This is a genomic window from Butyricimonas sp. BSD2780061689_150309_C8 (genome assembly GCF_015560935.1).
GTDB classification, from domain to species: Bacteria; Bacteroidota; Bacteroidia; order Bacteroidales; family Marinifilaceae; genus Butyricimonas; species Butyricimonas paravirosa.
Genome location: NZ_JADMSV010000018.1, coordinates 1 through 23,031, shown reverse-complemented (window position 1 = coordinate 23,031; position 23,031 = coordinate 1). Strand labels below are relative to the sequence as shown.

Sequence of the window (23,031 nt, the reverse complement as noted above, 5' to 3'; positions counted from 1 at the left end):
TTTTCATATTTACCGACCTTACCGAACAGTACGTTTCACAATCCAAATACTCACCTCGTACAATAACCACATCGGCAATGCCACCAATGACAACGTGAATATATCTGATGTCGGGGTTATAACAGCAGCCACGATAAGAATAATTACCACGGCATGACGTCGATAGCGTTTCATAAAATCGGCAGAGATAAATCCCAGCTTGGCAAATAACCACGAAAGTATAGGTATCTCGAAGACGATTCCCATGGCAAGACTCATCAAAATCAAGGTACTGATATACGATTGCAACGCGATCATATTCTCCACGTCACTACTCACCTGATAAGTTCCCAAGAAACGAAAAGTTAACGGAAAGATAAGAAAATAGCTAAGCAGGACACCCAGCATAAACATGACATACCCACTCCCCACCACTCTCACGACATATTTGCGCTCGTTAGAGTAGAGAGCCGGGGACACGAAACGGAATAATTGATACAAAATATAAGGAGAGGCACATAAAATCCCCATACACATCGCCACTTTCATGTGGATCAGGAACTGTTCCGCCAACCCGGTATTGATCAATTTCACGAAAAAGTCCGGGGATTCGGCACCCGTCATCCATCCACTAAGCAAAAATAAAAGCCGGTAAGTAATAAAATCTGCCTCTTTGGGCGCTAATATAACAGCAAACAACTCATCTTTGAAAAAGAACGCAACAACACCAAAAGCCACGGTCACGATGGCAATCTTCACCAACGAGGCCCGCAGCACGTCCAAGTGTTCCCAAAAACTCTGATTCTCAGACTTACCGACTTGTTCCATACTACTCTTTTTTCTCTTCTGAAGTAATTTCTTTCTCCACCCCGTTCATTCCTTCTTTGAAAGAATGTATACCTTTGCCAATTCCTCTCATCAATTCAGGAATCTTCTTGCCACCAAATAACAGCAACACAACTAACACGATAAGCAGCACTTCCGGCATACCGACACTGCCAATAAATAATGAATTCATCATACTCTATTTACGAATTATATGGTTAATAAATAGCCAACCACCCACAACCTGCATCAACATTCCGGGTAACCCGATACGAAAATCCTGTAAGGCAACATAAAAACTACCTTCCAGCATCCACTCGCCTAACGTTCCCACGATCTGGTAAAAAAGTACCACTCCCACGAGTAATACCAAAGAGGCCTTCCGAAAACGGGTTGCAGCATACCCGGCAGCCACGGCCAATAATACCGATTTCAGCAACACGGCAGGCAACACGGCCACCGCAGGCATCCCGAAAAGAGCCGAATTTACCAACGGAGAAACTAGTGCCGTCAATAAACCCACCTTCCAACCGTATTTATAAGCCCCCACGAGGGTAAAGAAATAAATCGGTAACCAGCGAATACCGCCCTGCGGAACCAGATGACACAACTGCGGCAGGATAATATTACCCGCCACGAATAAAGTCACGGCCAGATAGGTCCTCAACTGATTATATTCCAATGAATAAAGTTTTACTGTTGTCGTTCTCATACTCTTATATTCTTTAATCCAATTTTACCAATTCATACTTCTGACTTCCCAAACCGATCTTTTCGCCATATTCCAGCGTGTGCATTCCATTACGGGAATCAATACGCTCAATCAGATGGATCTTTCCATGATCTTCAGAAGCCCGAACCAAATCCGTACAGGCCTTGTCCAAAGCAACCGGATCAAGAGAGGCCAGAATACCGATGTCTCCCATCTTGGGGTCCTCCGGAGAAGAATCACAATCGCAATCCACGGAAAGATTATTCGCCACGCTGATATACAAAATCTTGTCCCCACAATGGTCTACGATTGCCTTTGCGGCCTCGGCCATAGATTCCAGAAAATCATCCTGTGGGGGCAAATTACCCCACGGGTTGCCTTTCGTTTTCCCGGCTGAATGAATCCAAGCTTTTCCGGCAGAGGATGCAATACCAATGGATATGTTCTTGATAGCTCCACCGAAACCACCCATCGCATGACCTTTAAAATGTGAAAGAACAATCGTGAAATCATAGTTCAAGTAATGTGAACCGACAAAATCCTCTTTCAAATGCTTACCACCCTTCACGGGAAGTGCCACTTCTCCCTCCGCATCCATGATGTCTACCGGAGCAATGGCAGTGAACCCGTGATCTTTAGCCGCTTTCAAATGATTTTCGGTATCGGCACGTCCGCCCCCGTAAGCCGTGTTACATTCCACGATAGTTCCCTTCACTTTCTGCACCAAATCCTTGATCAAAGCCGGTTGCAGGAAATTATGTCCACCCGGTTCTCCCGTGGATAATTTCACGGCAACTTTTCCTGTTGCCTCCCGGCCTAAAGCCTCGTAAATCTTCACCAAATTCTCCGGGGAAATCTCCTTGAACATATACACTTTCGGTACATTGGTATTTCCATCGGATTTTTGTTCTTGTGCGTTAGCGCAATTCATCCCTGTCACGGTTGACAACACGGAGAACAAAATCATACAAATATTCCTTCTCATTTTCATGATATTATGTATTACGATTTAAAATTTTATATTCACTCCCGCCATCACCGTCGCCTTCGGCATCGGGAATCCGGCATTGATCTCGTATCTTTGAGCAAGTAGATTCTCTCCCTTCACCCAAACATCAAACCCATCCAGTACACGGAAAGACCCGCGTACATTCCATAACAGGAAATCCTCGGTTTCTTCCGGATCAAGTTCTTTATACAACCCAGCCACATATTGCAATCCGGTTGACACGTTCCAACGTCCCTTTGAAAAAGCCGTTCCTGCATAAAGTTTATGCTCCGGAGAGGCTAACACGGGATTATCCATGTGCAAATAACTATAATTCGCATCCACGGACCAAGCAGGAACAATCCGGTAAGCCACCTGAGCCTCTATGCCGGAATTCTCAATCTTTCCCGTGTTCACGTTTAAGGGACGCCCGTCTATCGGCATACGCATAATCAGATTCTCCCCGTCAATATAGAAAACATTCACACCATATGACAATCGTCCATCCAGCAACCGCTGTGCAAATGAAAGTTCGTAACTCCATAACCTCTCCGGTTTCAGATCCGGGTTAGCCGGACGGAACATATACATTTCACGAATCGTCGGGTAACGGAATCCCTTGCTTGCCATCAACTTCACCTCGCTGTTTTCCGGCAAATGGAAAGAAAATCCGACCTGCGGAACCCATTCCGTCCCCACTTGCGAATGATGGTCAACACGGAGTCCCACGTCAAAAGTAAGCCAATCTCCCAAATTCTGCCGGAAATCAATATATCCTGCCACGTCATCCTGTGTTTTATCCGCTTGAGTATCTCGTTCTCCTGCTAACGTCTTATTCCAAGCCTCTCCCCCGAAATGGAAATAATCAAATCCCACGGTCAGGCGATTTCCCTCGAAAAGCTGTACACTCTGGTACCAAGAGACACCCAACATCAGGTCACGTGAATGAAACCGATAATCAAGAGGATCACCCCCTAAATTATAACCATCATTAATCCAATGTTTCCCCCAGTTATAAAAGAAACTCAACGTTCCCGACGTTTTCGCATAATTATTAGCCAAGGCAAAAGAGGTCATTCCTCGTGTAATTCGCTGGTCGTTATCAAGTAATGGATTGGAAATTTCTCCCGGATTCGAGGCATCAAAATGAGTCAGATTCACATCGGCCCAGACATTCCACGCATCCGAAATCTCGTATCCGAATTTGGCATAGCCGCCATATTGTTCGAACTCCATATCCTTCCGATGGCCGTCCGTACGATTATAGGAACCACTGACAATACTTGTGAACCGCCCCTTCCGAATACGATTGGTAACCTCCGATTGCAACGTGTTATACGAACCGTACCCCACGTTAGCATGTGTCCGGATTCCATCCTGCTGCATCTTCCGAGTTACAATATTGATCACTCCCCCCATCGCGTTCGACCCGTATAACACAGACGCCGGACCCCGCAGCACTTCTACACGTTCCGCCAGCAAAGACTGGTAAGCATCGGAAATCGGATGTCCCATCAGTCCCATGTATTGCGGGTGTCCGTCAATTAACACGAGCATCCCTGTTGTCGGTAATCCCTCCTGTGGCACACCCCCAATTCCCCGCAAACTCATTCCCCCGGCAGCCCCTCCGGATACACCATATCCCATCAGCCCTCTGGACGTCGTGAAAAGTCCCGGTATATACTCGGTCAAAAGAGGCAATAACGAGGGATCGTTACGATGTTCGATCTGTTCCCGGTTCACCACGGAAACCGTCATTGGCAAATGCCGCACGTCCGTCTCGTTTCGAGTTCCGGTAACAACAACCTCTTCTATGGTCACTTTTTTCTGCACCGATAAGCTATCAGGCACTTCCTCAGCCCGCAAGGAAACAAGCCCACCCAAAAATAGCACGGTAAATAGTATCTTTTTCATCCTGTATTATTTTGTTACGTTATTCATCGTATGTATAAAATCCTCTATCTGTTGCAGACACTCTTCTGCCGTGTGCATCCGGAAACAGCAAGTCTCCAACGGACACCAACCTGTTTGAGTACGATTAATAATATGAGGTACTTCCGACAAAAAATCCACCTTAATTCCGGATCGTTCCAAAAGCTCTCTGGCCGGGCTACTGATAACCCGGGCAAACACCTCATCCACGCCCCCCAAAGCCATCAAGGCGGCAGCAGCCTTGCCAATCACTTTATCCGCAATAAACGCTCCCCGAAGAAAATCCAGTTCCGTTTTCAACAACCGGTACAAATCCTGTACACCCCGCTCCCAGAACAACCGGGTCTCTCCCCCGTTATAAATCACGCAGGAACATTGTTCCGCATCCAAGCGCTCAATCAACACCTTTCGGTCCGTTTCAACCATCATGCTCATTTTCTCTATTTAAAATACCCGTTCCTGTTTCAAATCCTCCACGAAATGATCAATTCGTTGCATCTCTTTCGGGATGTTAATTCCCTGCGGACAATGATGCACGCACTGGTCACAACCGATGCAATGACTGGCCTGTCGCAACCGGGGAACCGAACGGTCATACCCGATAAGGAATGCCCGCCGGGCCTTACGGTAATTCTCATCTTGTGACGAGGCAGGCACGTTACCCTCGTTAATACACTTGTTATAGTGCAACAACACAGCCGGAATATCCAAACCGTAAGGACAAGGCATACAATATTTACAATCATTACAGGGGATGGTCGGGTATCGCAACATCAGTTGTGCCGTTTCCTCCAAAAATACCTTATCATCATCCGTCAACGGGTCCAGCGGTGAGAAAGTACGCAAGTTATCCTCTAGATGCTCCATGTAAGTCATCCCGCTCAAAACAGTCAATACCCCGGGAAACGAACCCGCAAAACGGAACGCCCACGAGGCCACGCTAGATTCGGGCTTACGCAATTTCAACGTGTTCGCCACATGAGTCGGCACGTTCGAAAGACGGCCACCTAACAGGGGTTCCATGATAATAGCTGGGATGTTCAACTTTTGCAATTCCCCGTAAAGGTACTCGGCATCTGTATTCCGGGTATTCACCTCCTTCGCGTGTTTCCAGTCCACGTAATTCAACTGGATCTGCACGAAATCCCATTTTACCCGATCATGTATCGAGAGCAAGTAATCAAAGACTTTTATATCCCCGTGATAAGAGAATCCCAAGTTACGAATCCGCCCCGTCTCACGTTCTTCAAGCAGGAAATCTAACACACCGTTATTCACGTAACGAGCCTCGTACTCCTTCATTCCGTTCCCCATCCCGACCCCGTGCAGTAACAAATAGTCGATGTAATCCACCTGCAATTCTTTAAACGAGTTGCGGTACATCGCGATAGAAGCCTCACGACTCCAAGTCGAAGGGGCAAAATTGGACAATTTGGTAGCAATAAAATACGTGTTGCGCGGATAACGTTTCAAGGCAATACCCGTGGCACGCTCGGAACGCCCCATACAATAAGCGGGAGACGTGTCGAAATAATTAACACCATGTGCAATAGCCGTATCCACCAACCGATTAATCGTCTCCTGATCCAAATCCGCATCCGGATTCCGTCCTGCACCGCCACTCGTATCCGGCCAGCGCATACAACCATATCCCAGCAGGGAGACTTTATCACCCGTCCTCGGATGCGTCCGGTAAGTCATTTGATCTGTCGGGATTTCCCCTTGTGCCGAACGATTGCCCGACACGATATTATTTCTCGAATTACAACCCACCAAACCGATCGTCGATGCAGCCGCACCAACCCCTAATCGCTTTAAAAATTCCCGGCGGTTTATCTCTTCTTTTCTATCTTTCTTTTCCATGTACTCGTCATTTTTAGATCGTTCTGTGCTGTTCATGTCCTTCCACGTAAATGGCACTGAATGGACGTGCCGGACAAAGATTCTCGCAAGCCCCGCAACCGATACAACGTTCCACATTCACAACCGGAATTTTCAACGAATCCGCATCATCTGCATCGGAAGGAACCATAGTAATCGCTCCCGTCGGGCAATGCCGGGCACAGTTACCACACTCTACTTTATCCCGAAGTGGCACGCAATTCTTCTCCACCCACACGGCATGACCAATCTGTGTGGCCGACTTATCCGCCGGGGTAAGTTTCAAGATTGCTCCCGCCGGACATACCTCCGAACATTTCGTACATTCCGGTCGGCAATACCCTCTCTCGTATGACATTTCCGGCTGCATAAGCGTTTCCAACTTGGTAGAGGGACGTAACACCTGATTCGGGCATACCGAAACACAAAGCTGACAACCGGTACAATGCGTCCGCATATTACGTATCCCTTTGGCTCCCGGTGGTACAAGCGGTGTCGTCCGGGCAGGGACTTTCTTATCGAGAATAACAGCCAAACCGCCATCCACCTTTTTCTCCTGCGCCTTGACAGCCGAAGAAACAAGAACCAGTCCCATCCCGGTCAAAAAACTACGACGAGCATTATTTGTATTTCCCGTTTCGGAAGTTTCTTTTATCTCTTTTTTCCCAAACCGATATTTATAACTGATCGCACCATGCTTACAGGAATCAATACAATCCATACAAGTCACACAACGACTATAATCAATCCGATGATCCTTGTAATTAATGCAAGCCGCCTTGCATCTACGGGAACATAAACTACAATTTGTACATTTCTCCGCATCAATCTCCGGACGAAACAAGGAATACCGGGAGAAGAATCCCAACACCGTACCTACCGGACAGATCGTGTTGCAATAGGTTCGACCATTTCGCCATGCCAGTACAACTAACACGACAAACGTGCCCGCCGCAATAATAAACGTCGGCAAACTCTTCAGCCATACCGAAGTCTCGTAAAAAGCGTAGCTATCACTCCTTTCGGCAAAATAAGCCAACACGTTATTTCCCCACTGGTACACGGGAGCGAAAAGATTCGAAACGATTCGCCCGTAAGAACTATACGGAGCCAACAATGCCACAACCGAACCAATTCCGGCAATCATGGCAATAATAAACACTCCCAACACCCCGTACCGTAACCACGAAACCGCGGGAGAATACGAAAAACGATACTTCTTTTTCTTTCGCCGTCCGCTAAACCAAGACACCACATCTTGAAACACACCCAACGGACAAATCACCGAACAATACACCCGTCCAAACACGAGCGTCAATACCACCCATAAAAGAATGACCCCGACATTCAAGGCCAGCACGGCCGGCAGGAACTGTATTTTCGCCAGCCATCCGAACCACGCATGTAATGTTCCCGTAAAATCGAGAAACAACAAGGTGATCAAGATAAAAAACACAAGGGCTACTATTAATCTGATTCTGCGTAGCATAAGCTGTTATTTTAGTTATTAAAACATTACAAAATTATGGAATGTTTACACTATAATTTGTACACGAATTACAGATTAAAATACCAAAATTACTGATTGAAATAATTTCTTGATTTACGATTTCAAATAAAACTCTTCATTTTCACCAATCAGCAAAATACAAAAAACACTTCCGGTTTCTAAATCCTTGTTGGAAAGAAACCAGAAGTGTTTATACTCTTTTGATAATATTTCCTTGTCTTATTCCGTCAACTCGTATTTCAATTCATACCCTTGTTCATCAATTGAAATACCCTCCGTCATCCAACGGGGAGCCGGGCTCTCTTTCAAATAATGATCAAAAAACTGCCGCATCCGCACTCCCCAATCTATCATGGCTGCCTCGCTATTCAAGGCATGGCTCTCTCCTTTATAGTTTAACAACCAAGCAGGACGTTGCAATCGTCTCATGGCCATAAAAAGATCCAACCCCTGAGCAAAAGGCACGGCATTATCTCCATCACAATGGAATATCAGCAAGGGAGTCTTGATTTTATCCGCATAAAATATAGGAGAATTACGAATATACATCTCCCGGTCCTCCCACAACGTCTTGCCCAATCTTCCCTGAGCATCTTCATAAACATACAACCGGGGCATTCCTCCCCCTCTCAGTGCCGTATAGGAAGAAATGGTGTTAGAAACAGCAGCTCCGGGACTGGCACAACGGAAAATATTTGTCCTTGTAACCAAATAAGCCACCTCATAGCCTCCCCAACTATGCCCGATAACACCAATATGATCTTTGTCCGCAATACCCTTATCAATCAACATCTGTACCCCACTTACCACGGAATTATAGCAACTCTCGGCAGGATCGCCAATCTTAAAATGTACATCCGGCATGAAAACCACATACCCGTTACTTACATAAGTTGGTACGTCTATTACCGAACTACTCAACTCCGGTAAACGATAACTGTATAACTCCTCTGTATGTCGTTCGTAGAACGTCACGATCACCGGATAGCGTTTATTGGGATCATACCCTTCCGGCAAAAACAGGATTCCATCATTTTCCCGGCCGTCAAAAGTCTTCCAACGTTCCAACCTTGCCGTTCCCCACAGGTAATTCGTCTGCTGCGGATTGGTATTTGTTATTCGGCGAGGATTCGTAAACTTCAGATTACTCCACCACAAATCCCCGTATTCACTAAAACTAGATTTACTCCAAACACAAGTTTTGCCATCATCAGCCATCTTTACGATCCGGGCAGCATATTCCCCTTCCAGTAATTTATTAACTTTCCCGTTAGCTTCCAAAGCATACACACCTTTACTCTTTGTCCGGGTATTAAAACTACTTAGAATCGCTCCTTTCGTAAGATCATTTCCTTTCGCTTCAACTAAACGTAGCTCTAGATCATGTTTCCGACCATATTCACCTGTAAGCGAATAAGGCTGTTTATGGCCTGTCAAATCCACAACCCACATGTCATAACGATCATATAACACCAGACTCTTACCCCCATTTATCCATCCGGCATAACCATAGGCCGAAGGGGCTTTAGGCATATCATGTAATTCATCATACATCGGATAACCGATAGCAGAAGATATATCTTTCAACTCTCCCGAAACCATATCTATATTGTACCACGTCCGGGCCTCTACATCATACCACACAGCATACTTTCCGTTCGGACTCCAAACAGGAACATTTCGCACATTGGTCAATAACTTCGTCTGTTTTCCATCCGCCAAACGAATCAGATAAATATCTGAATTCAGTTCGTGCCTCCAATCAAATTGTGTAAGATAGGGAGTTGAAGAAGTCGCAAATATATAATCAAAATCCTTACTTTCAGGTATAACAAAAGCACTCATACCCGGATCAGATAACTTTACACATTCTTTGGAATCCACGTGATATATGAATTTGGGATAATCCATCGGATTAAAACCACCTCGGGCCGGTCTTTGCCTCCGATGAGACAATGGCTCGTTCCAACTCCATAATTCCAATTCAAAACCCAGATCAGACTTTTTTCTTGGTGCCGGTCTCGGCATTTTTACCGGCTCTATCTCCAACATTATATCTCGTCCCCCGTTGAGTAAAGGATAAGGATTACGAGTCACCTTCATCCCTTCCGGAAGTCCTGTAATCTCTTCAAAGTTGACCACCACATGACAATCCGCAGGAGCTAAAGAAAACGAATAGAGCAGATCGGGATTATTCACCCGGGAAGAATCGGAAGCAACCGTGAAAGTACCAACTTCTCTCTCCTCATCAAACCATACCCGGCCAAAGAGATTTTTACCAGTCTTGAAAATATCCCGGGATTTCCCCTTTAAGTCCCGAACACGCAAAACAGTCTCGTCATCCCCTTTGTATTCATAAACAAGAGAACGTCTCCCATTAAAAAAAGTATAACTCCCAACCCGATCTATCTCGATCTTCTCCCCGGTTTCCACGTTCCACACGTACAAACGATTATAGGAAGTGTTCCCCTCATTCACGAACTCGGTATAAACAATCCAAGGAGAACTGACATCCACATTGGGAAAAGCCGTTTTATCCCAAACGATCTTTTTCCAATCTTTCAAACGCACGATAAAAGTAGAATCAACCGTTGTCCCCGTGGTATCAACGGGAGTTTTTTGTACCATTTTTACCCATTTCCCGTTATTGAAAAAGAAGAACTCTGAAACATTCTTCAAAGCAGTTGTCCGATTCCGTTCCGCATCATATAAATACAACTCTGAATCCTGATTCCCTGTATCATAAAGATATGCGTAGCGATAAGTTGCCCATCTCCCGTCAGGAGACAAATTCGGTTCTCTCAACGTTCGCCATAATTTACATTCTTCCTGTTGCAATGCTTTTTTCTGCGCGAACAGTAAAGAAGGCAATGCAAGAAATAACAAAATACAAAATACGATTCGTTTCATCTCTACTACTTTTCAGCTTTCAACAACTCAATGACATAAGATATTTCATCAGCCAACTTACTGGGACTACCGCAATACCCTCCTGAAGTATAACGCATCACGCCATCTTTCAAAATTACTTTTCGCGGAATCCCCGAATCATTGAACATTTTGGCAAAGCGTGAGAACACGACATTGGCCGATTGACTCTTTTCATTATAATTGTCATACAACACATTGAACGTGAAATCATTTTTTGCAAAGTACTCCTTAATTTTCTGTTTATATTTATCCCCGCTTTCCTGGGTAGCAATAAAATAAAACTCCACCTCTTTATCTTTAGCATATTTATCCACAGCCATTTGCATGCCGGGGAAGGCCATCTTACACGGACCGCACCAAGTTGCCCAAAAATCAAGTACCACAATCTTTCCTTTCCAGTCTTTACTATTCACCTTTTTTCCCGTCATACTTTCTAACACGAAAGGTTCAACTGCTACATTCGTCAATCCCGCCTTGACCTCCTTTTTCATCTCTTCCAGTTCTTTCATGGACTTCAGCGACTGCACATATTCCTCGAAACCTTCAGACTTTCCATACTTTTCCGTATACACTTTTTTCAACATCTCCAACATAGCCGGAGTCACCACATTCTCTCGCACACACTCCTCCAACACGGAAAATATCTTCGATCTATTCCCGGTCTTTTCCAAAATTTGGATATAGGCCTCATTCAAGTCCGAATTGCTATACAATCCTTCTTTCGACAAGTTTTCAAAATAAGGAAGAGTCTCCTCGTATTTTTCCATCCGGGTCAACAAAAGAATATGACTTGTCAGTTTATCATCAAGCTGGCGACGAGCAATTTCCCTCGCCTGCCCCGGAGTATATCTGACATCCTCCATAAAAGAAAGATCACCTTGTTTCTTCATCATCTCTTCTATCATTGCGGTAGATAAAGGATAAATGACCTCATCAGGACTTAATTTCAACTTAAACATCCGGAAAATATTCCAACGATACACCTCATTCAATGTCTGGAAATTCATTTGATCAAACCAAGAGGCAAATCCCTCGTAATCGTGCTTGGCAAACAAAGCCTCTTCCAAAACACGGAATGTACTGTAATAAATAAAAGCATGTTGCCCCTGTTCCGGGTGCTTACGCCATTCACTGATCGGGAAGTCAGCCAAAAACTTGCGGGTTGAATCCAGTTTCACATCATCCAGCGGCATTTGCTCGATAGTCTTAAAAGTCTTAAAGCGAGCCGCAGCACCGTGAGGATAATTAGCAAGAATCATTTGTTCCAGCGAATCGGCTTTTTCCGTATCTCGTAATTCAAAACGGTAAAGATCCCTAGCCCACAAATATTGTTGTTCACCCAAGCCGGGGATACTCAAAAACTGAGTAATATACCGACGAGCCGCATCCGAATATTGGTCTCCACTTCTCAATTTCACCATCGCCATAAAACAGTCGAACATTTTCGGCATATTCTGCGGGAAATATTCCAACTCTTTATACACCCACATTTCCACCGCCTCATCAGAAATATCGTACTGATTAAAATACCCCATCACACCTTTCCCCAAAGAAGGTTTACGAAATATAGCCCAAGCCAGTCTTCCTCCGGGAAGTTGTTGTCCATTCTGGTCAAGGGTTACCCACATGAAACCCTTATCATCATTATTATCCGCAACACCCATATCATTCACATCCTTCGGGATAAATTTAAAGGCAACAAAAGCGCAATTTCTCGGTACATAAAAATTCCCGTACCAAATTCCCTTGTATTCGCTCAAATCCACATCTGCCACTTCCCAACAATAATCATTATACATATAGGCAACTCCGGTAATAGCCTCCTTTCCGACCAACGGTCCTCCCGTCGGATCATATTGTATTTCCAACCGAGTTCCAGCCACAGGACTCCCCATAAAACCGGATAAACGAGACTTTTCTTCTTGCCCTAACACGTTCACGGCAAGACCACATAACAGCATTACAATAATTACGAACTTATTCCTCATAGTAATAAATTTTGGACATAAAATTCCAAGGGCTATTATAAAGCCCCGGAATATATCAATTTCAAATTCAAATGTTTATTTACTTGCTTGATTCCCGATCGCGTGCAGATCGATATTATACTTTGTTTTAAAATAATCCAACACGATCTCGTATTTTTGTTTTATCAGGTAAGTACGTTTATAGGTTCCGCTACTTTGATCCCATTCTGCACTGACATCAAAACTATCAGATAACGCCCAAGCCTTAAACTCATCCTCGCTCATGATTGTCAAATACTTCACGTAAAGCCCGAAATCATAATTCACATCAATATTTTTATAATATTCCAAGAACCCACAACCATTATACCCCCATTGTCCTTGATTCTCGGTATTTGACGAGTTATTAAACAAATCAGAAAATTCCGTCGGAATCTCTATTTTATCACGAGAAGCCGCATATACGATCAAAGATTTTGTAATCTCCCCGGTCGCATTTAATTTCTCATTTTCAGTCAATTGATCGAACTTTTCACTCGTATAACCGAATGCGATATGATTTAAACCACTTGCAGCTGCATGATACGTGGTATCATACACTTTCACACTCCCCCATTCTTGTGTTTCTTCATCATACACGTAATCGTATCTTTCGGTTACACTATATATTTCCGAGGCCAATAACACTCTTAAAGGTAATATTTTCCGTAAGAAATCTTCATCCCATATAGCAAAACTATTCTCTGTTATAAAATGAAAAGCCTTGTCAGCATACGCCTCATCCGCTTGAACCGAATAATAGGGAATATATTCCGTCACATTCCAACGAAAATCCGATTCCTTATATTTATACAAAAATTGTACGTTATATTTCTCGTAATAAGCAAGAAATTCCTGATCATAATCCGCATTCCCTTGGGGAAATTCATAAAAAGTCTGAGGTTCCGAAGGAGTTAAATCTTTTTCCCCACAGGCAAAAAATAAACCTGTAAAAATCAACAGTATAAACAGTATATTATTTTTCATAGTACTTCAATTTATCAATTGGTTCCAATTCGATCCGTAGCTAATTCATTCTGTACCAATTTAGAATTCCGATCTAAAACATCCTGCGAAATCGGTAAGGTATATCCAGGATCTTTTTCCTGTAACACGTATGTTGTCCGCTGTCCATTTTCACTAACCCACGTATGTTCAATTCTAGGCATCCCGTAACGACGAAGATCAAACCAGCGATGTCCTTCCATAAAAAGTTCACGACGACGTTCCAACTTACACAAGTTTTCCAAATCATCAGCCGTACTCAACGTGTAATTCGAATAATTTGTAAACCGGTTTTCCCGCAATTTATTTAGATCATTTACAGCTAATTGACCACATTCAGCAGCTCCCGCTTTATATTTCTCCATATATGCCTCTGCTCGGTTCAAATAAAGTTCAGCCGTTCTCCACACGTACCCTCTTTCCGCAACCCCGTGTTTATACTCTTGATAAGGATAAATATAACCGCTTGCCGTGGCCTTAAAATACATCCCGTTACGACTATCATTCGGTTCTGAAAAACTACTCACCAAATCCGTAGACAGGCATACAGGCGTTCCCATAAATCCCATCCGTCCGGGCATACTTCCAAAGACAAAAATAGTTTCCGGGAAACTGGAAGAAACGACCGGATTCGTAGAATTCGTGGGATAATTCACATTCGTGTAAGCATAAGTCGGTAAATAAACCAAATCCGGAGCCCCTGCAAGAGCCTGGGTGGCATGTTCAATCACTTTATCCCATTCCTCCATGTACAGATAAATACGGGAGGCGATCAAATGCGCGGAAACATAATTGATCCGGTAAACCCCATTATTTGTTTTATTCTGATCCAACAATGACACAGCCCGCTCAATATCCGCTGTAATCTGTTTGTAAACATCTGCCACCGAACTACGAGCAATTCCTTCATCCCGAATTTCGGATTTCGTGACCAAAGATACTCCTAAACGCTGGTCGGGAGTTGAACGGGAATCGTTGTAAGGAGTTGCAAAGATATTCACCAACTGCAAATAATAATACGCCCGTAAAGTCAGAGCCTCTCCCAACACCATATTAATCTGTGATTCCGTACCCACTGACATCTCTATATCATCAATGATAACATTGCATACCATAATCTTCTCATAGTAATTTTCGTATGTTGCATCAGTCACATTTGCATCCTTCAGAGACTGATACATGTAATATTGCCAAGTAAAAATATCCCGGCAAGCATTATAGACATCCGTGTATGAATAGGAAGATACGCCATCAATATCATCATCCATATACCAGGTCAAACCATCCAATTCGGCAAATGCATACCCTGCCCCGTTCAATAATTCTGAATAAGCATCCGTTGTTTCCGGTTCAAATTCATCTTGAGAAACTTCCTCCAAGAAATTCCCACACGCACAGAACGTTATGATAAAAAACGCTCCTAATATAAACTTATTAAATACTGAAATCATAGTTCATCATCTTTACTAGGTTAAAAACTAACATTTAAAGAGAACGAGTACGTCTGCGTGATTGGTAGAGCCGTTCCTCCGGTTCCGCCTTGTTCAGGATCTTGTCCCCTAAACTTCGAGCTACAAATCGTCAAAGGATTGGTAACATTAAACATACAAGACATCATGGATACCCCGAATTTTTTCAAATATTTCTGGGGAATCGTATAGGACAGAGATAAATTACGACATCTTAGGAAATCTCCCTTCACCACCCGAATATCTGAATAATTATACATTTCATAAGAATTCAAAGACACGGTAGAAGGAATCGGAACATATAAATTATACTCTGTCGAACCATCAAACACGAATCCTGGAATATTTGTCGTAAGCTCGTCACCCGGCTTCTTCCAACGTTTCAAAAGATCTTTATGCAAATTATCCTGTGGAGCGGGCATGGTGAGAGCCCCGCTATACAAGAAATTCAATCTCTTTACACTACCCAAGCTATAAGCGAAATTAGCATTCAACGTCAGATTCTTATATCGCAAACTCGTGGTAAATCCACCGCTGATTTTAGGATCAGCCTGTCCGGAATACACCAAATAATCCTTCGGGTCATCCATTTTAACAATCTGGCTCTGGTCACGAGAAGTATGAGCAAAAGTAGCGTATCCATATTGCGGATCTAATCCGGTAAATTTCCATGAATAAACCGCATTTACAGGCTTTCCGTTCTCAAAAGCATTTCCGGCCAGATAATCCGTGTAAGTATATTCATTTTTTCCTGTATTCTGCACATTATTCGTGTTCTTTGAATACGTGGGAGTAATTGTCCATTTAAAATCTTTCGTCTGTACGGGTACAAATGACACGGCCAACTCAAAACCCGTATTCTTTATATCCGCTCCGTTTTTATAGGTCGTCTTAACTCCATATTCCGCAGGAACATCCAAACTAAAAATAATATCTTTCCCTTTTTTGTAATAGTAATCAATTGTTCCACTGATTCTTCCTTTCCAGAATGAAAAATCCGTTCCGATATTTATTGTCTTTGTCTTCTCCCAGCGCAAATCCGGATATGCGTAACGACTAACGTTCAGCACGTACTCCCCGGACCAACGATTAATCACGGTTGTCGGATATTTCACGACAAGATTGGGTCCCACCGTGGTAGGAACATTTCCCTGGCTACCATAGGACAAACGCAGACTCAAGTCTGCCCGTTCTCCCAACAATTTAAACCACGGTTCCTCAGAAACACTCCAACGTCCCGCAACACTCCACACGGGTAAAGCTTTATTATTTGTATATTGTCCGAAACGGTTGGAAGCATCCATACGGATATTTGCATTCAACACATAACGATTTCTATATGCATAAACTAACGTCGCAAAACCGGATAACGTATTAGATAACGTATTACTAAGTTTAGCCGTATGTTTCTCCAAAGATGAATTTCCACTCAATGAAGTTGAGCCGGACGTATTGGTATCATACTCGTAACTAATTCCCAATCCCCGATCCGGGAAATATCCCCATTCCTCAGTATTAAATCCATCATTTTTTACCGAACGAACCTCATATCCCACCATCGCGTTAATAATATGATTCTCGTTCAATATCTTATTATAAGACAACTGGGCGCGAGCCGTATAACTTATATTATTATTTGTTTCATATAACAATATACCTCCCTTAGACAAACGCGAGGCTTTTTCCTCTTCACTATTTGGAGTAACTGCCCCGTAGTCATATCCTCTGATTTCCGCAATATAATAAGAACGTTCATCTGCCCATTTCTTGTTTACCGTGTTCGAATAATTTACACCAAAAAGAGTATTTAAAGTCAACCGAGGATGTAATTTCGCATTTATCCCCACACTGGCATTCACTTGACGAATATTCGCCTCATTACCCGTATGCTCTATTTCGTTCAAGATATTATAAGAAAGCGGAAAATTTGAAGACAATCCGGGTACAGTAGAATATTGTGTCGTGTAGAATTCATCTTTACTAATGGCTCTTGATGCAGAAAGAGCATAATCCGAAGGATTTACCATATAAAAACCATCTGATTTTCTATCCGAAAAACTCAATTTACCCTCCACATTGACAAACTTCCCGATATCGGTACTTAAATTCAAATTTAAATTATATCGTTCCAGGTTGTCTCCCTTCGTCGTTCCTTTACTATTATTGTAACCTACTGAAAAATAGTAACGACTAGTTTCATTTCCCCCGGAAACACTTAATGTATAATCCTGATTAAAAGCATTCTGACAAAGAATCTTAAACCAATCCGTGTTCATTGTCTCCAAATCGGCAACTTTCGCATCAAACTCAGACTTTGTAATTTTACCGTCATAATAATCAAACAGAGCCCCTTCATACCCTGCAGAATAAGGCATTGCCCCATATAGATAACCGTACTCTGCCGTTTCCCGGGACACCCCGATACGTTCCTTAGAATTCATTAATTGGTAATCCGAATACCGGGGACGTTCCGTAAACCCGAAAGATGCTGAAAAAGTAACTGACGGCTTTCCTACTTTACCTTTTTTAGTTGTCACAACAATCACGCCATTAGCAGCTTGCGTTCCGTAAATAGCCGTAGCGGAAGCATCTTTCAAAAAAGTAATCGATTCAATATCCATCGGATTCACCCCGGAAATGGCATTACCTAACAAACTCAGACTGGCATTTTCTCCCGCTTGTTCCCGTATGGTTGAGGCCGATCCCGTTAACACGTCATTTATCTCGTCGTTAGATAAATCCACCGGGTCCTCATAAATAATTCCATCAACAACCCATATCGGAGCAGCATTCCCATGAATGGTTGAAGAACCCCGGATACGCATTTTCGGAGTCGCATTCGGGCTACCGGAAGTTGTCATAACCATTAATCCCGGAACACGTCCCTGTAACATAGCGTCTACCGAGGCCACGTTAGGAATCAAAATATCATCTATTTTCACCGAGGTAGTAGCACTGGCTGATAACCGTTTGTCTACTTTACCATACCCCGTAATCACCACTTCTTCAATCTCCGTCACGTCCGGTTGCAGGCGAATAACCAATTCTTTGTTATCGTTCTTCTTCAAAGCCACCTCTTGCATCTGGTAACCGACAAAGGTCACGAGCAGAACAGTCGTGTCCATCTGTGGAATTTCAAGCGTAAACGTTCCGTCAACATTAGCCACTCCACCAAGAGCCGTTCCTTTTAAAACAATGGTCGCTCCCGGCAAAGATTCCCCTTTCTCATCCAGAATCTTACCTTTCACAATCCGTTTTTTGGGCTGATTATCCTCCTGTCCCCGCTTGATAATAATTAAAGAACCATCTTTTTCATAAACCAATCTGGTTCCTTTCAAACACAAGGCCATGACATTATCAATATCAGCCAGTGATACCGAAAGTGTTAATCCCTTAATTCCGACAACATCATCCGATTTAAATAAAAACCGGTAATCGGAATTTTTCTCTATTTCCCTGAAAACTTCTTTTAATGAAGCATTCTCCACGCTTAACGTGAGGTTCTGCGAATGTACATTCCCGTAGGTATGTAACATTCCGAACAGCATAAACAAGACATAAAATTTCATCATTCGCATAATTTGTGCGTACTTTCTCGAATGGAGAAAGTCATCTTTCCATTTTTTTGTCATAACTTTGTAGTTGTAGAATACAATTTAATTTGTCAGGAATGGGGAGTGTGGGGACACTCCTCTTCCTTTATTTATCGATCACAGTTATATTATTTCCTTTTATATCAAAATGAACAATATCCAGTTTTTCTATTTTCTCTAATAACACGGAGAAATCCTTGTATCGGCTAATGTTTCCGTTAATTCGAATCTCCTTCACACCGGGATTCTGATAAAACAAATTTACGTCATACCACCGGGCAACCGTATTCATCACATCCTCCAAACGCTCGTCTTCGAACACGAAATACCCGTCCTTCCATGCCGTATAGAGACTGACATCCACCTTTTGTTTACTCAATTCTCCTGTATTTGTTAACACGGCCTGTTCCCCCGGTTCCAACAATAACGTTTTTCCCTTCACGTTTATTTCCACACTTCCTCGTTCCAGTGTTGTTTCAAAACGACTCTCTCCCTCGTAAGCATTTATATTAAACCGAGTTCCAAGTACTTTCACTTCAAACCCGTTAAGCTCTACAATAAAAGGAGTCCCGGACTTTGCCACATCAAAAAAAGCCTCTCCGGAAAGCACCACCCGTCTCTCCTCACCGCTAAACCGTACCGGATAACGTAAATCCGTTTCAGCATTCAGATGAACCATCGTCCCATCACTTAATTTCATGGAGAACTCTCCCCCTCTCGGAACTCGCATCAAATGAAACTCATCCACCATTTTTCCCTTCGCCTCGATCCCCTCGTAATTCAACACGTTACTATCCTGTTGCACGAATAGACTGTCGGAAATAACAATATTCGTACGTAACCTGGATTCTAAAACAATCGCTTTCCCAGAACCGGTATACAACACGGCTTGATCCTTTCCGGGAGCCAATGCCAACGAATTAACTTCCGGTTGTACAGTGTCGAATTTTTGCCACAAAACGATCGTTCCGACCAGACAGATAAATACAGCTACATACTTACACAACCCGATGAATATCTTTCTTTGCTTTCCATAGGTTCTTTGTTCAAATTTCTTCAAATTTTTCCGGACGTCAACCTCTTTACTTTTCTCTTGAGTAAAAAAGTTCTTCATTTTCTGGTAATAGCGCTCATTCTCTCCCGACTCATTTCTCCACGCCTCCACTTCCTGTTTCTCCTTTTCTGTTAAATCGCCATTTACAGACCGCCTTAATATGGACCAATCAATTTTTTGCATAGCTTGTATTTATTACTTACATACATAAGACAACTTCAACAAAAAATACAGTGACAAAATTTCAAGAAAAAAATTATTTTTCTTGTAACAAATTGATACTATGAACTAAATAACAGACAAAAGGATTAGGAAAGAAGCTCCCAAACGAGAACGGATAAATTTATACGCCCGGCTCATCTGCGTGTTTACAGTATTCACGGAAATATTCATTTCTTCCGCTACTTCCTTGTATTTTTTCCCGTCCAGCACGCAACGCTTAAATATAATTTTAGACTGATCCGGCAATTCTTCGATCACATCATACACCTTCTTCAACATATCCTGATCAATTTCTACCTCCGGAATTTCTGCATAAGCTTGAGCCTCAAGTAACCATTGTTTATAATTATCTTCCACATGAAGATGTTTCAAACGATTCAGACTACGATTACGCACCTGAGTAAAAAGATAAGATTTCAAATTAGATACCTCCGGAAGTGTCGGAGCATTATTCCATAAATCTATAAATACCTCCTGAACAATATCCTCAGCCTCACCACGATCCAACAAAAAATATTCTGCAAACAACGTCATCTTCTTGAAATAAGATTCAAAAAGTTGTTTAAACACTCCCTGCTCCCTCCGCCTTATCGCCTGCAAAACATTTTCCATATCAAATCCCATAGGTATCCTTGTCTACTCGTGTTGAATACACAAATATAAATCTTTCTTTTAAAAATGCTCTTCCCCACGATAAATATTAACTTTTCTATTACCAAAAAGATCACAGACTACATAAAGATGAACCTTCAATTAACGACATCGCTCAACGGGATTTCATCCAAGCTATTTTCTTCTTCGCACCAGCAACAAACACATGCACCACCACTCTATTCCCACACCAATCTAATCCAAATAATGAGGTAATCCTACCCTAATAATCCCACTCATACAGAGCTTATTCGTTGTCTATTCGTTGCTCATGCATTACGACATATGTAAGCTCTGAGTAAACGTCGAATGATGTTCGAATATGTGGGATTATTTCTTTAGGTTCTCCTTAGGAACTCGTTAGGTTCTCTTTATAAATCAATCAACAAGTCACCCTCCTATTTTCTACTATCCAGAATCTTCGTCCCGATATCCATGTAACGATACACATCCCGGGTGGTCTCCCGGATACGTTCCTCGTCCTTTTTATGTCCCAACCGGACAATAATGGCATTCTTTTCGGGAATAGCGACAATATATTGTCCCAACATTCCCCGGAAATAGGGATTCTGTTGCCCTTTATAGTTCATAATCCAAATCTGGAAACCATAATAATCCAAAGAATCCTTCCCCCACTCGTCCTTCAGATACCCCGCCGGACTCATGGCCTCGTTAATATATTCTTCCGAAACCAACTGTTTCCCGTTCCAGTTCCCATGATGCAACATCAAACGGGCAAAACGGGCAATTTCCCTCGCCGTGGTGTGAAAACAACAGAAAGATTTCTCGTCCCCGTCCTTTTTATCCAGCAACCAATAGGCGTCCTGACAGGCTTGCATCGGTTTCCATAACTTCTCTTCGGCATAATCACTAATGCTCTTCCCGGTCGCTTTCTCCACGATAAAAGCCAATATCTGTGTATCCCCGCTCCGGTATGAAAATTGTTTCCCCGGTTCCTCGATCACGTCCAACGTAGTCACTAAATCATAAAGATCGTTCCCGTAGTAGCCATGTGTAGTTACCGAAAACAGCGACGCATAAGCCTCATCCCAATTCAAACCGCCACTCATGGTTAACAGATTGCGAATCGTGATATTTTTCTTTTTTCCCTCGTTAAATTCCGGGATATATTTCCCCACCGGATCATCCAGACTGGTAATTTTTCCCTCGTCATAAGCAATGCCGACCAACAGCCCCACGATACTCTTGGTCGATGAAAATATATTTGATGTTTTCGTGTCATTCCAACCAGACCGATATTCCTCGTACACGATACTATCATTCTGGATCACCAGAAAAGAAACCGTACGAAAATCATTCAAGTAGGCATCATCCTCCGGACTCAACTCGTACGTGTTATAATCCTTGGCAATCCCCCATGTCCAGCAAGTGTCAGCTTTCCGCACCGTATGCTTGTCAAACATCGACAAATCATCTATCGACGGGTACCAATAAAGCAAAGCCCGCTGCGCATAATAAGGCAGACAGAAATAAGCAATCCCCAGCACCACAACAACCGTCAAAAGTATCTTATATCTTTTCTTCATCATAATCAATTTATAAAGTTTGTAAGGTTCATAAAGTTCGTAAAGTTCATAAAGTGACGGGTGTCCTTCGGACAGTTTTTAACGGCAGCCCCCGCTGCCGTCTATAAAGCGCCCCGCAGGGGTCCAAGGACCTTATAGACCTTATGAACCTTATGGACTTTATGAACCCATTTTCACTTTCACCACCATTTTCCGGATTATCCCCTCCCCGATACAAGGAGCATGAGCATCTTCCGGGAAAAAGATCACGAACTCTCCGGGAGATAACGTGAACACCCGCTCCACCGGATCCCGGTAAAAAGTAAAATCACCCGCACCATCATACGGCGCCCGTTCTTCGCCCAACAGACTTTTAGCCTTCCAGCCATATCCTTCCGGCATACTCAAAGGCATCTGAATATCAATATATTTATCATGCCGTTCGTACACGGCCTCCTCTGTTTTTCGTCCTTTGGCATCTTCAATTTTCAGGTAGGCATTATCCCCGTCAATGTCAATTCGTCCCACGGGCATACTTGCCAAATCATGCGTTTTTATATAGTCAAAGACAACTTTAAAATACGGGTTCAACCCCTCAATTCGTTCGCTATTAGTCAGTACGTCTACAATCATAATTTTATTTCAATTTTTTTATACAACAAAGATAGGAAAACTCGCCCGATTTCGGATGGATTTAGGAAGAATAATGTAAACTATTGGGCTTTCAGGGAGATACGCAGCATTATT

At 43.0% G+C, this 23,031-nt stretch carries 17 protein-coding genes; all 17 read right to left on the bottom strand.

What is annotated here, in order from left to right; all coding sequences use genetic code 11:
- Positions 1–18: 18 nt before the first annotated feature.
- The gene (gene tatC / locus I2I33_RS13500) at positions 19–807 is read right to left on the bottom strand and encodes a twin-arginine translocase subunit TatC (RefSeq protein ID WP_087421196.1); all 789 of its coding nucleotides are present in this window, start codon (positions 805–807) and stop codon (positions 19–21) included.
- Position 808: 1 nt separating this feature from the next.
- Positions 809–1,000 carry a twin-arginine translocase TatA/TatE family subunit gene (locus I2I33_RS13495; protein WP_183312882.1) on the bottom strand — a complete coding sequence of 64 codons (192 nt, stop codon included), beginning with the start codon at positions 998–1,000 and terminating at the stop codon, positions 809–811.
- 3 nt (positions 1,001–1,003) lie between these two features.
- The gene (locus I2I33_RS13490; protein ID WP_087421195.1) at positions 1,004–1,516 is read right to left on the bottom strand and encodes an ECF transporter S component; all 513 of its coding nucleotides are present in this window, start codon (positions 1,514–1,516) and stop codon (positions 1,004–1,006) included.
- 13 nt (positions 1,517–1,529) lie between these two features.
- Complete coding sequence (locus I2I33_RS13485) at positions 1,530–2,447, bottom strand: DUF362 domain-containing protein (RefSeq protein WP_410492003.1); 918 nt, start codon at positions 2,445–2,447, stop codon at positions 1,530–1,532.
- A 78-nt stretch (positions 2,448–2,525) separates the two neighbouring features.
- Positions 2,526–4,418, bottom strand: coding sequence for a TonB-dependent receptor (locus I2I33_RS13480; RefSeq protein WP_087421194.1), 1,893 nt, complete (start codon positions 4,416–4,418; stop codon positions 2,526–2,528).
- A gap of 6 nt (positions 4,419–4,424) precedes the next feature.
- Positions 4,425–4,862, bottom strand: coding sequence for a DUF1893 domain-containing protein (locus I2I33_RS13475; protein ID WP_087421321.1), 438 nt, complete (start codon positions 4,860–4,862; stop codon positions 4,425–4,427).
- A gap of 18 nt (positions 4,863–4,880) precedes the next feature.
- Positions 4,881–6,299, bottom strand: a complete 1,419-nt coding sequence (locus I2I33_RS13470) for an aldo/keto reductase (RefSeq protein ID WP_087421193.1) — start codon at positions 6,297–6,299, stop codon at positions 4,881–4,883.
- Between the two features lie 13 nt (positions 6,300–6,312).
- A complete protein-coding gene (locus I2I33_RS13465) occupies positions 6,313–7,806 on the bottom strand; it encodes a 4Fe-4S binding protein (protein ID WP_087421192.1) in 1,494 nt (497 codons plus the stop codon).
- A 240-nt stretch (positions 7,807–8,046) separates the two neighbouring features.
- Positions 8,047–10,737: a S9 family peptidase gene (locus I2I33_RS13460; protein ID WP_087421191.1), complete on the bottom strand. Its 2,691-nt coding sequence runs from the start codon at positions 10,735–10,737 to the stop codon at positions 8,047–8,049.
- A 5-nt stretch (positions 10,738–10,742) separates the two neighbouring features.
- A complete protein-coding gene (locus I2I33_RS13455; protein WP_087421190.1) occupies positions 10,743–12,746 on the bottom strand; it encodes a TlpA family protein disulfide reductase in 2,004 nt (667 codons plus the stop codon).
- 75 nt (positions 12,747–12,821) lie between these two features.
- Entirely contained in the window at positions 12,822–13,751 is a 930-nt protein-coding gene (locus tag I2I33_RS13450) for a hypothetical protein (RefSeq protein WP_087421189.1), read from the bottom strand.
- Positions 13,752–13,765: 14 nt separating this feature from the next.
- Positions 13,766–15,220 carry a RagB/SusD family nutrient uptake outer membrane protein gene (locus I2I33_RS13445; protein WP_087421188.1) on the bottom strand — a complete coding sequence of 485 codons (1,455 nt, stop codon included), beginning with the start codon at positions 15,218–15,220 and terminating at the stop codon, positions 13,766–13,768.
- Between the two features lie 20 nt (positions 15,221–15,240).
- Complete coding sequence (locus tag I2I33_RS13440; protein ID WP_158571921.1) at positions 15,241–18,810, bottom strand: SusC/RagA family TonB-linked outer membrane protein; 3,570 nt, start codon at positions 18,808–18,810, stop codon at positions 15,241–15,243.
- A 127-nt stretch (positions 18,811–18,937) separates the two neighbouring features.
- Positions 18,938–20,068, bottom strand: coding sequence for a FecR family protein (locus I2I33_RS13435; RefSeq protein WP_087421186.1), 1,131 nt, complete (start codon positions 20,066–20,068; stop codon positions 18,938–18,940).
- A gap of 105 nt (positions 20,069–20,173) precedes the next feature.
- Positions 20,174–20,719 carry an RNA polymerase sigma-70 factor gene (locus I2I33_RS13430; protein WP_229128300.1) on the bottom strand — a complete coding sequence of 182 codons (546 nt, stop codon included), beginning with the start codon at positions 20,717–20,719 and terminating at the stop codon, positions 20,174–20,176.
- A 437-nt stretch (positions 20,720–21,156) separates the two neighbouring features.
- Entirely contained in the window at positions 21,157–22,305 is a 1,149-nt protein-coding gene (locus I2I33_RS13425; protein ID WP_087421320.1) for a serine hydrolase domain-containing protein, read from the bottom strand.
- Positions 22,306–22,464: 159 nt separating this feature from the next.
- Positions 22,465–22,917 (bottom strand): YhcH/YjgK/YiaL family protein, encoded by a 453-nt coding sequence (locus I2I33_RS13420; protein ID WP_087421184.1) that lies wholly within the window; start codon positions 22,915–22,917, stop codon positions 22,465–22,467.
- Between the last annotated feature and the right edge of the window lie 114 nt (positions 22,918–23,031).

Coding starts and splice junctions, on each gene's coding strand:
- I2I33_RS13450 (WP_087421189.1), bottom strand. CDS start 13,751: ATGAAAAATAATATACTGTTTATACTGTTGATTTTTACAGGTTTATTT.
- I2I33_RS13480 (WP_087421194.1), bottom strand. CDS start 4,418: ATGAAAAAGATACTATTTACCGTGCTATTTTTGGGTGGGCTTGTTTCC.
- tatC (WP_087421196.1), bottom strand. CDS start 807: ATGGAACAAGTCGGTAAGTCTGAGAATCAGAGTTTTTGGGAACACTTG.
- I2I33_RS13490 (WP_087421195.1), bottom strand. CDS start 1,516: ATGAGAACGACAACAGTAAAACTTTATTCATTGGAATATAATCAGTTG.
- I2I33_RS13425 (WP_087421320.1), bottom strand. CDS start 22,305: ATGAAGAAAAGATATAAGATACTTTTGACGGTTGTTGTGGTGCTGGGG.
- I2I33_RS13435 (WP_087421186.1), bottom strand. CDS start 20,068: ATGCAAAAAATTGATTGGTCCATATTAAGGCGGTCTGTAAATGGCGAT.
- I2I33_RS13465 (WP_087421192.1), bottom strand. CDS start 7,806: ATGCTACGCAGAATCAGATTAATAGTAGCCCTTGTGTTTTTTATCTTG.
- I2I33_RS13440 (WP_158571921.1), bottom strand. CDS start 18,810: ATGATGAAATTTTATGTCTTGTTTATGCTGTTCGGAATGTTACATACC.
- I2I33_RS13485 (WP_410492003.1), bottom strand. CDS start 2,447: ATGAATTGCGCTAACGCACAAGAACAAAAATCCGATGGAAATACCAAT.
- I2I33_RS13495 (WP_183312882.1), bottom strand. CDS start 1,000: ATGATGAATTCATTATTTATTGGCAGTGTCGGTATGCCGGAAGTGCTG.
- I2I33_RS13455 (WP_087421190.1), bottom strand. CDS start 12,746: ATGAGGAATAAGTTCGTAATTATTGTAATGCTGTTATGTGGTCTTGCC.
- I2I33_RS13445 (WP_087421188.1), bottom strand. CDS start 15,220: ATGATTTCAGTATTTAATAAGTTTATATTAGGAGCGTTTTTTATCATA.
- I2I33_RS13430 (WP_229128300.1), bottom strand. CDS start 20,719: ATGGAAAATGTTTTGCAGGCGATAAGGCGGAGGGAGCAGGGAGTGTTT.
- I2I33_RS13420 (WP_087421184.1), bottom strand. CDS start 22,917: ATGATTGTAGACGTACTGACTAATAGCGAACGAATTGAGGGGTTGAAC.
- I2I33_RS13460 (WP_087421191.1), bottom strand. CDS start 10,737: ATGAAACGAATCGTATTTTGTATTTTGTTATTTCTTGCATTGCCTTCT.
- I2I33_RS13470 (WP_087421193.1), bottom strand. CDS start 6,299: ATGGAAAAGAAAGATAGAAAAGAAGAGATAAACCGCCGGGAATTTTTA.
- I2I33_RS13475 (WP_087421321.1), bottom strand. CDS start 4,862: ATGGTTGAAACGGACCGAAAGGTGTTGATTGAGCGCTTGGATGCGGAA.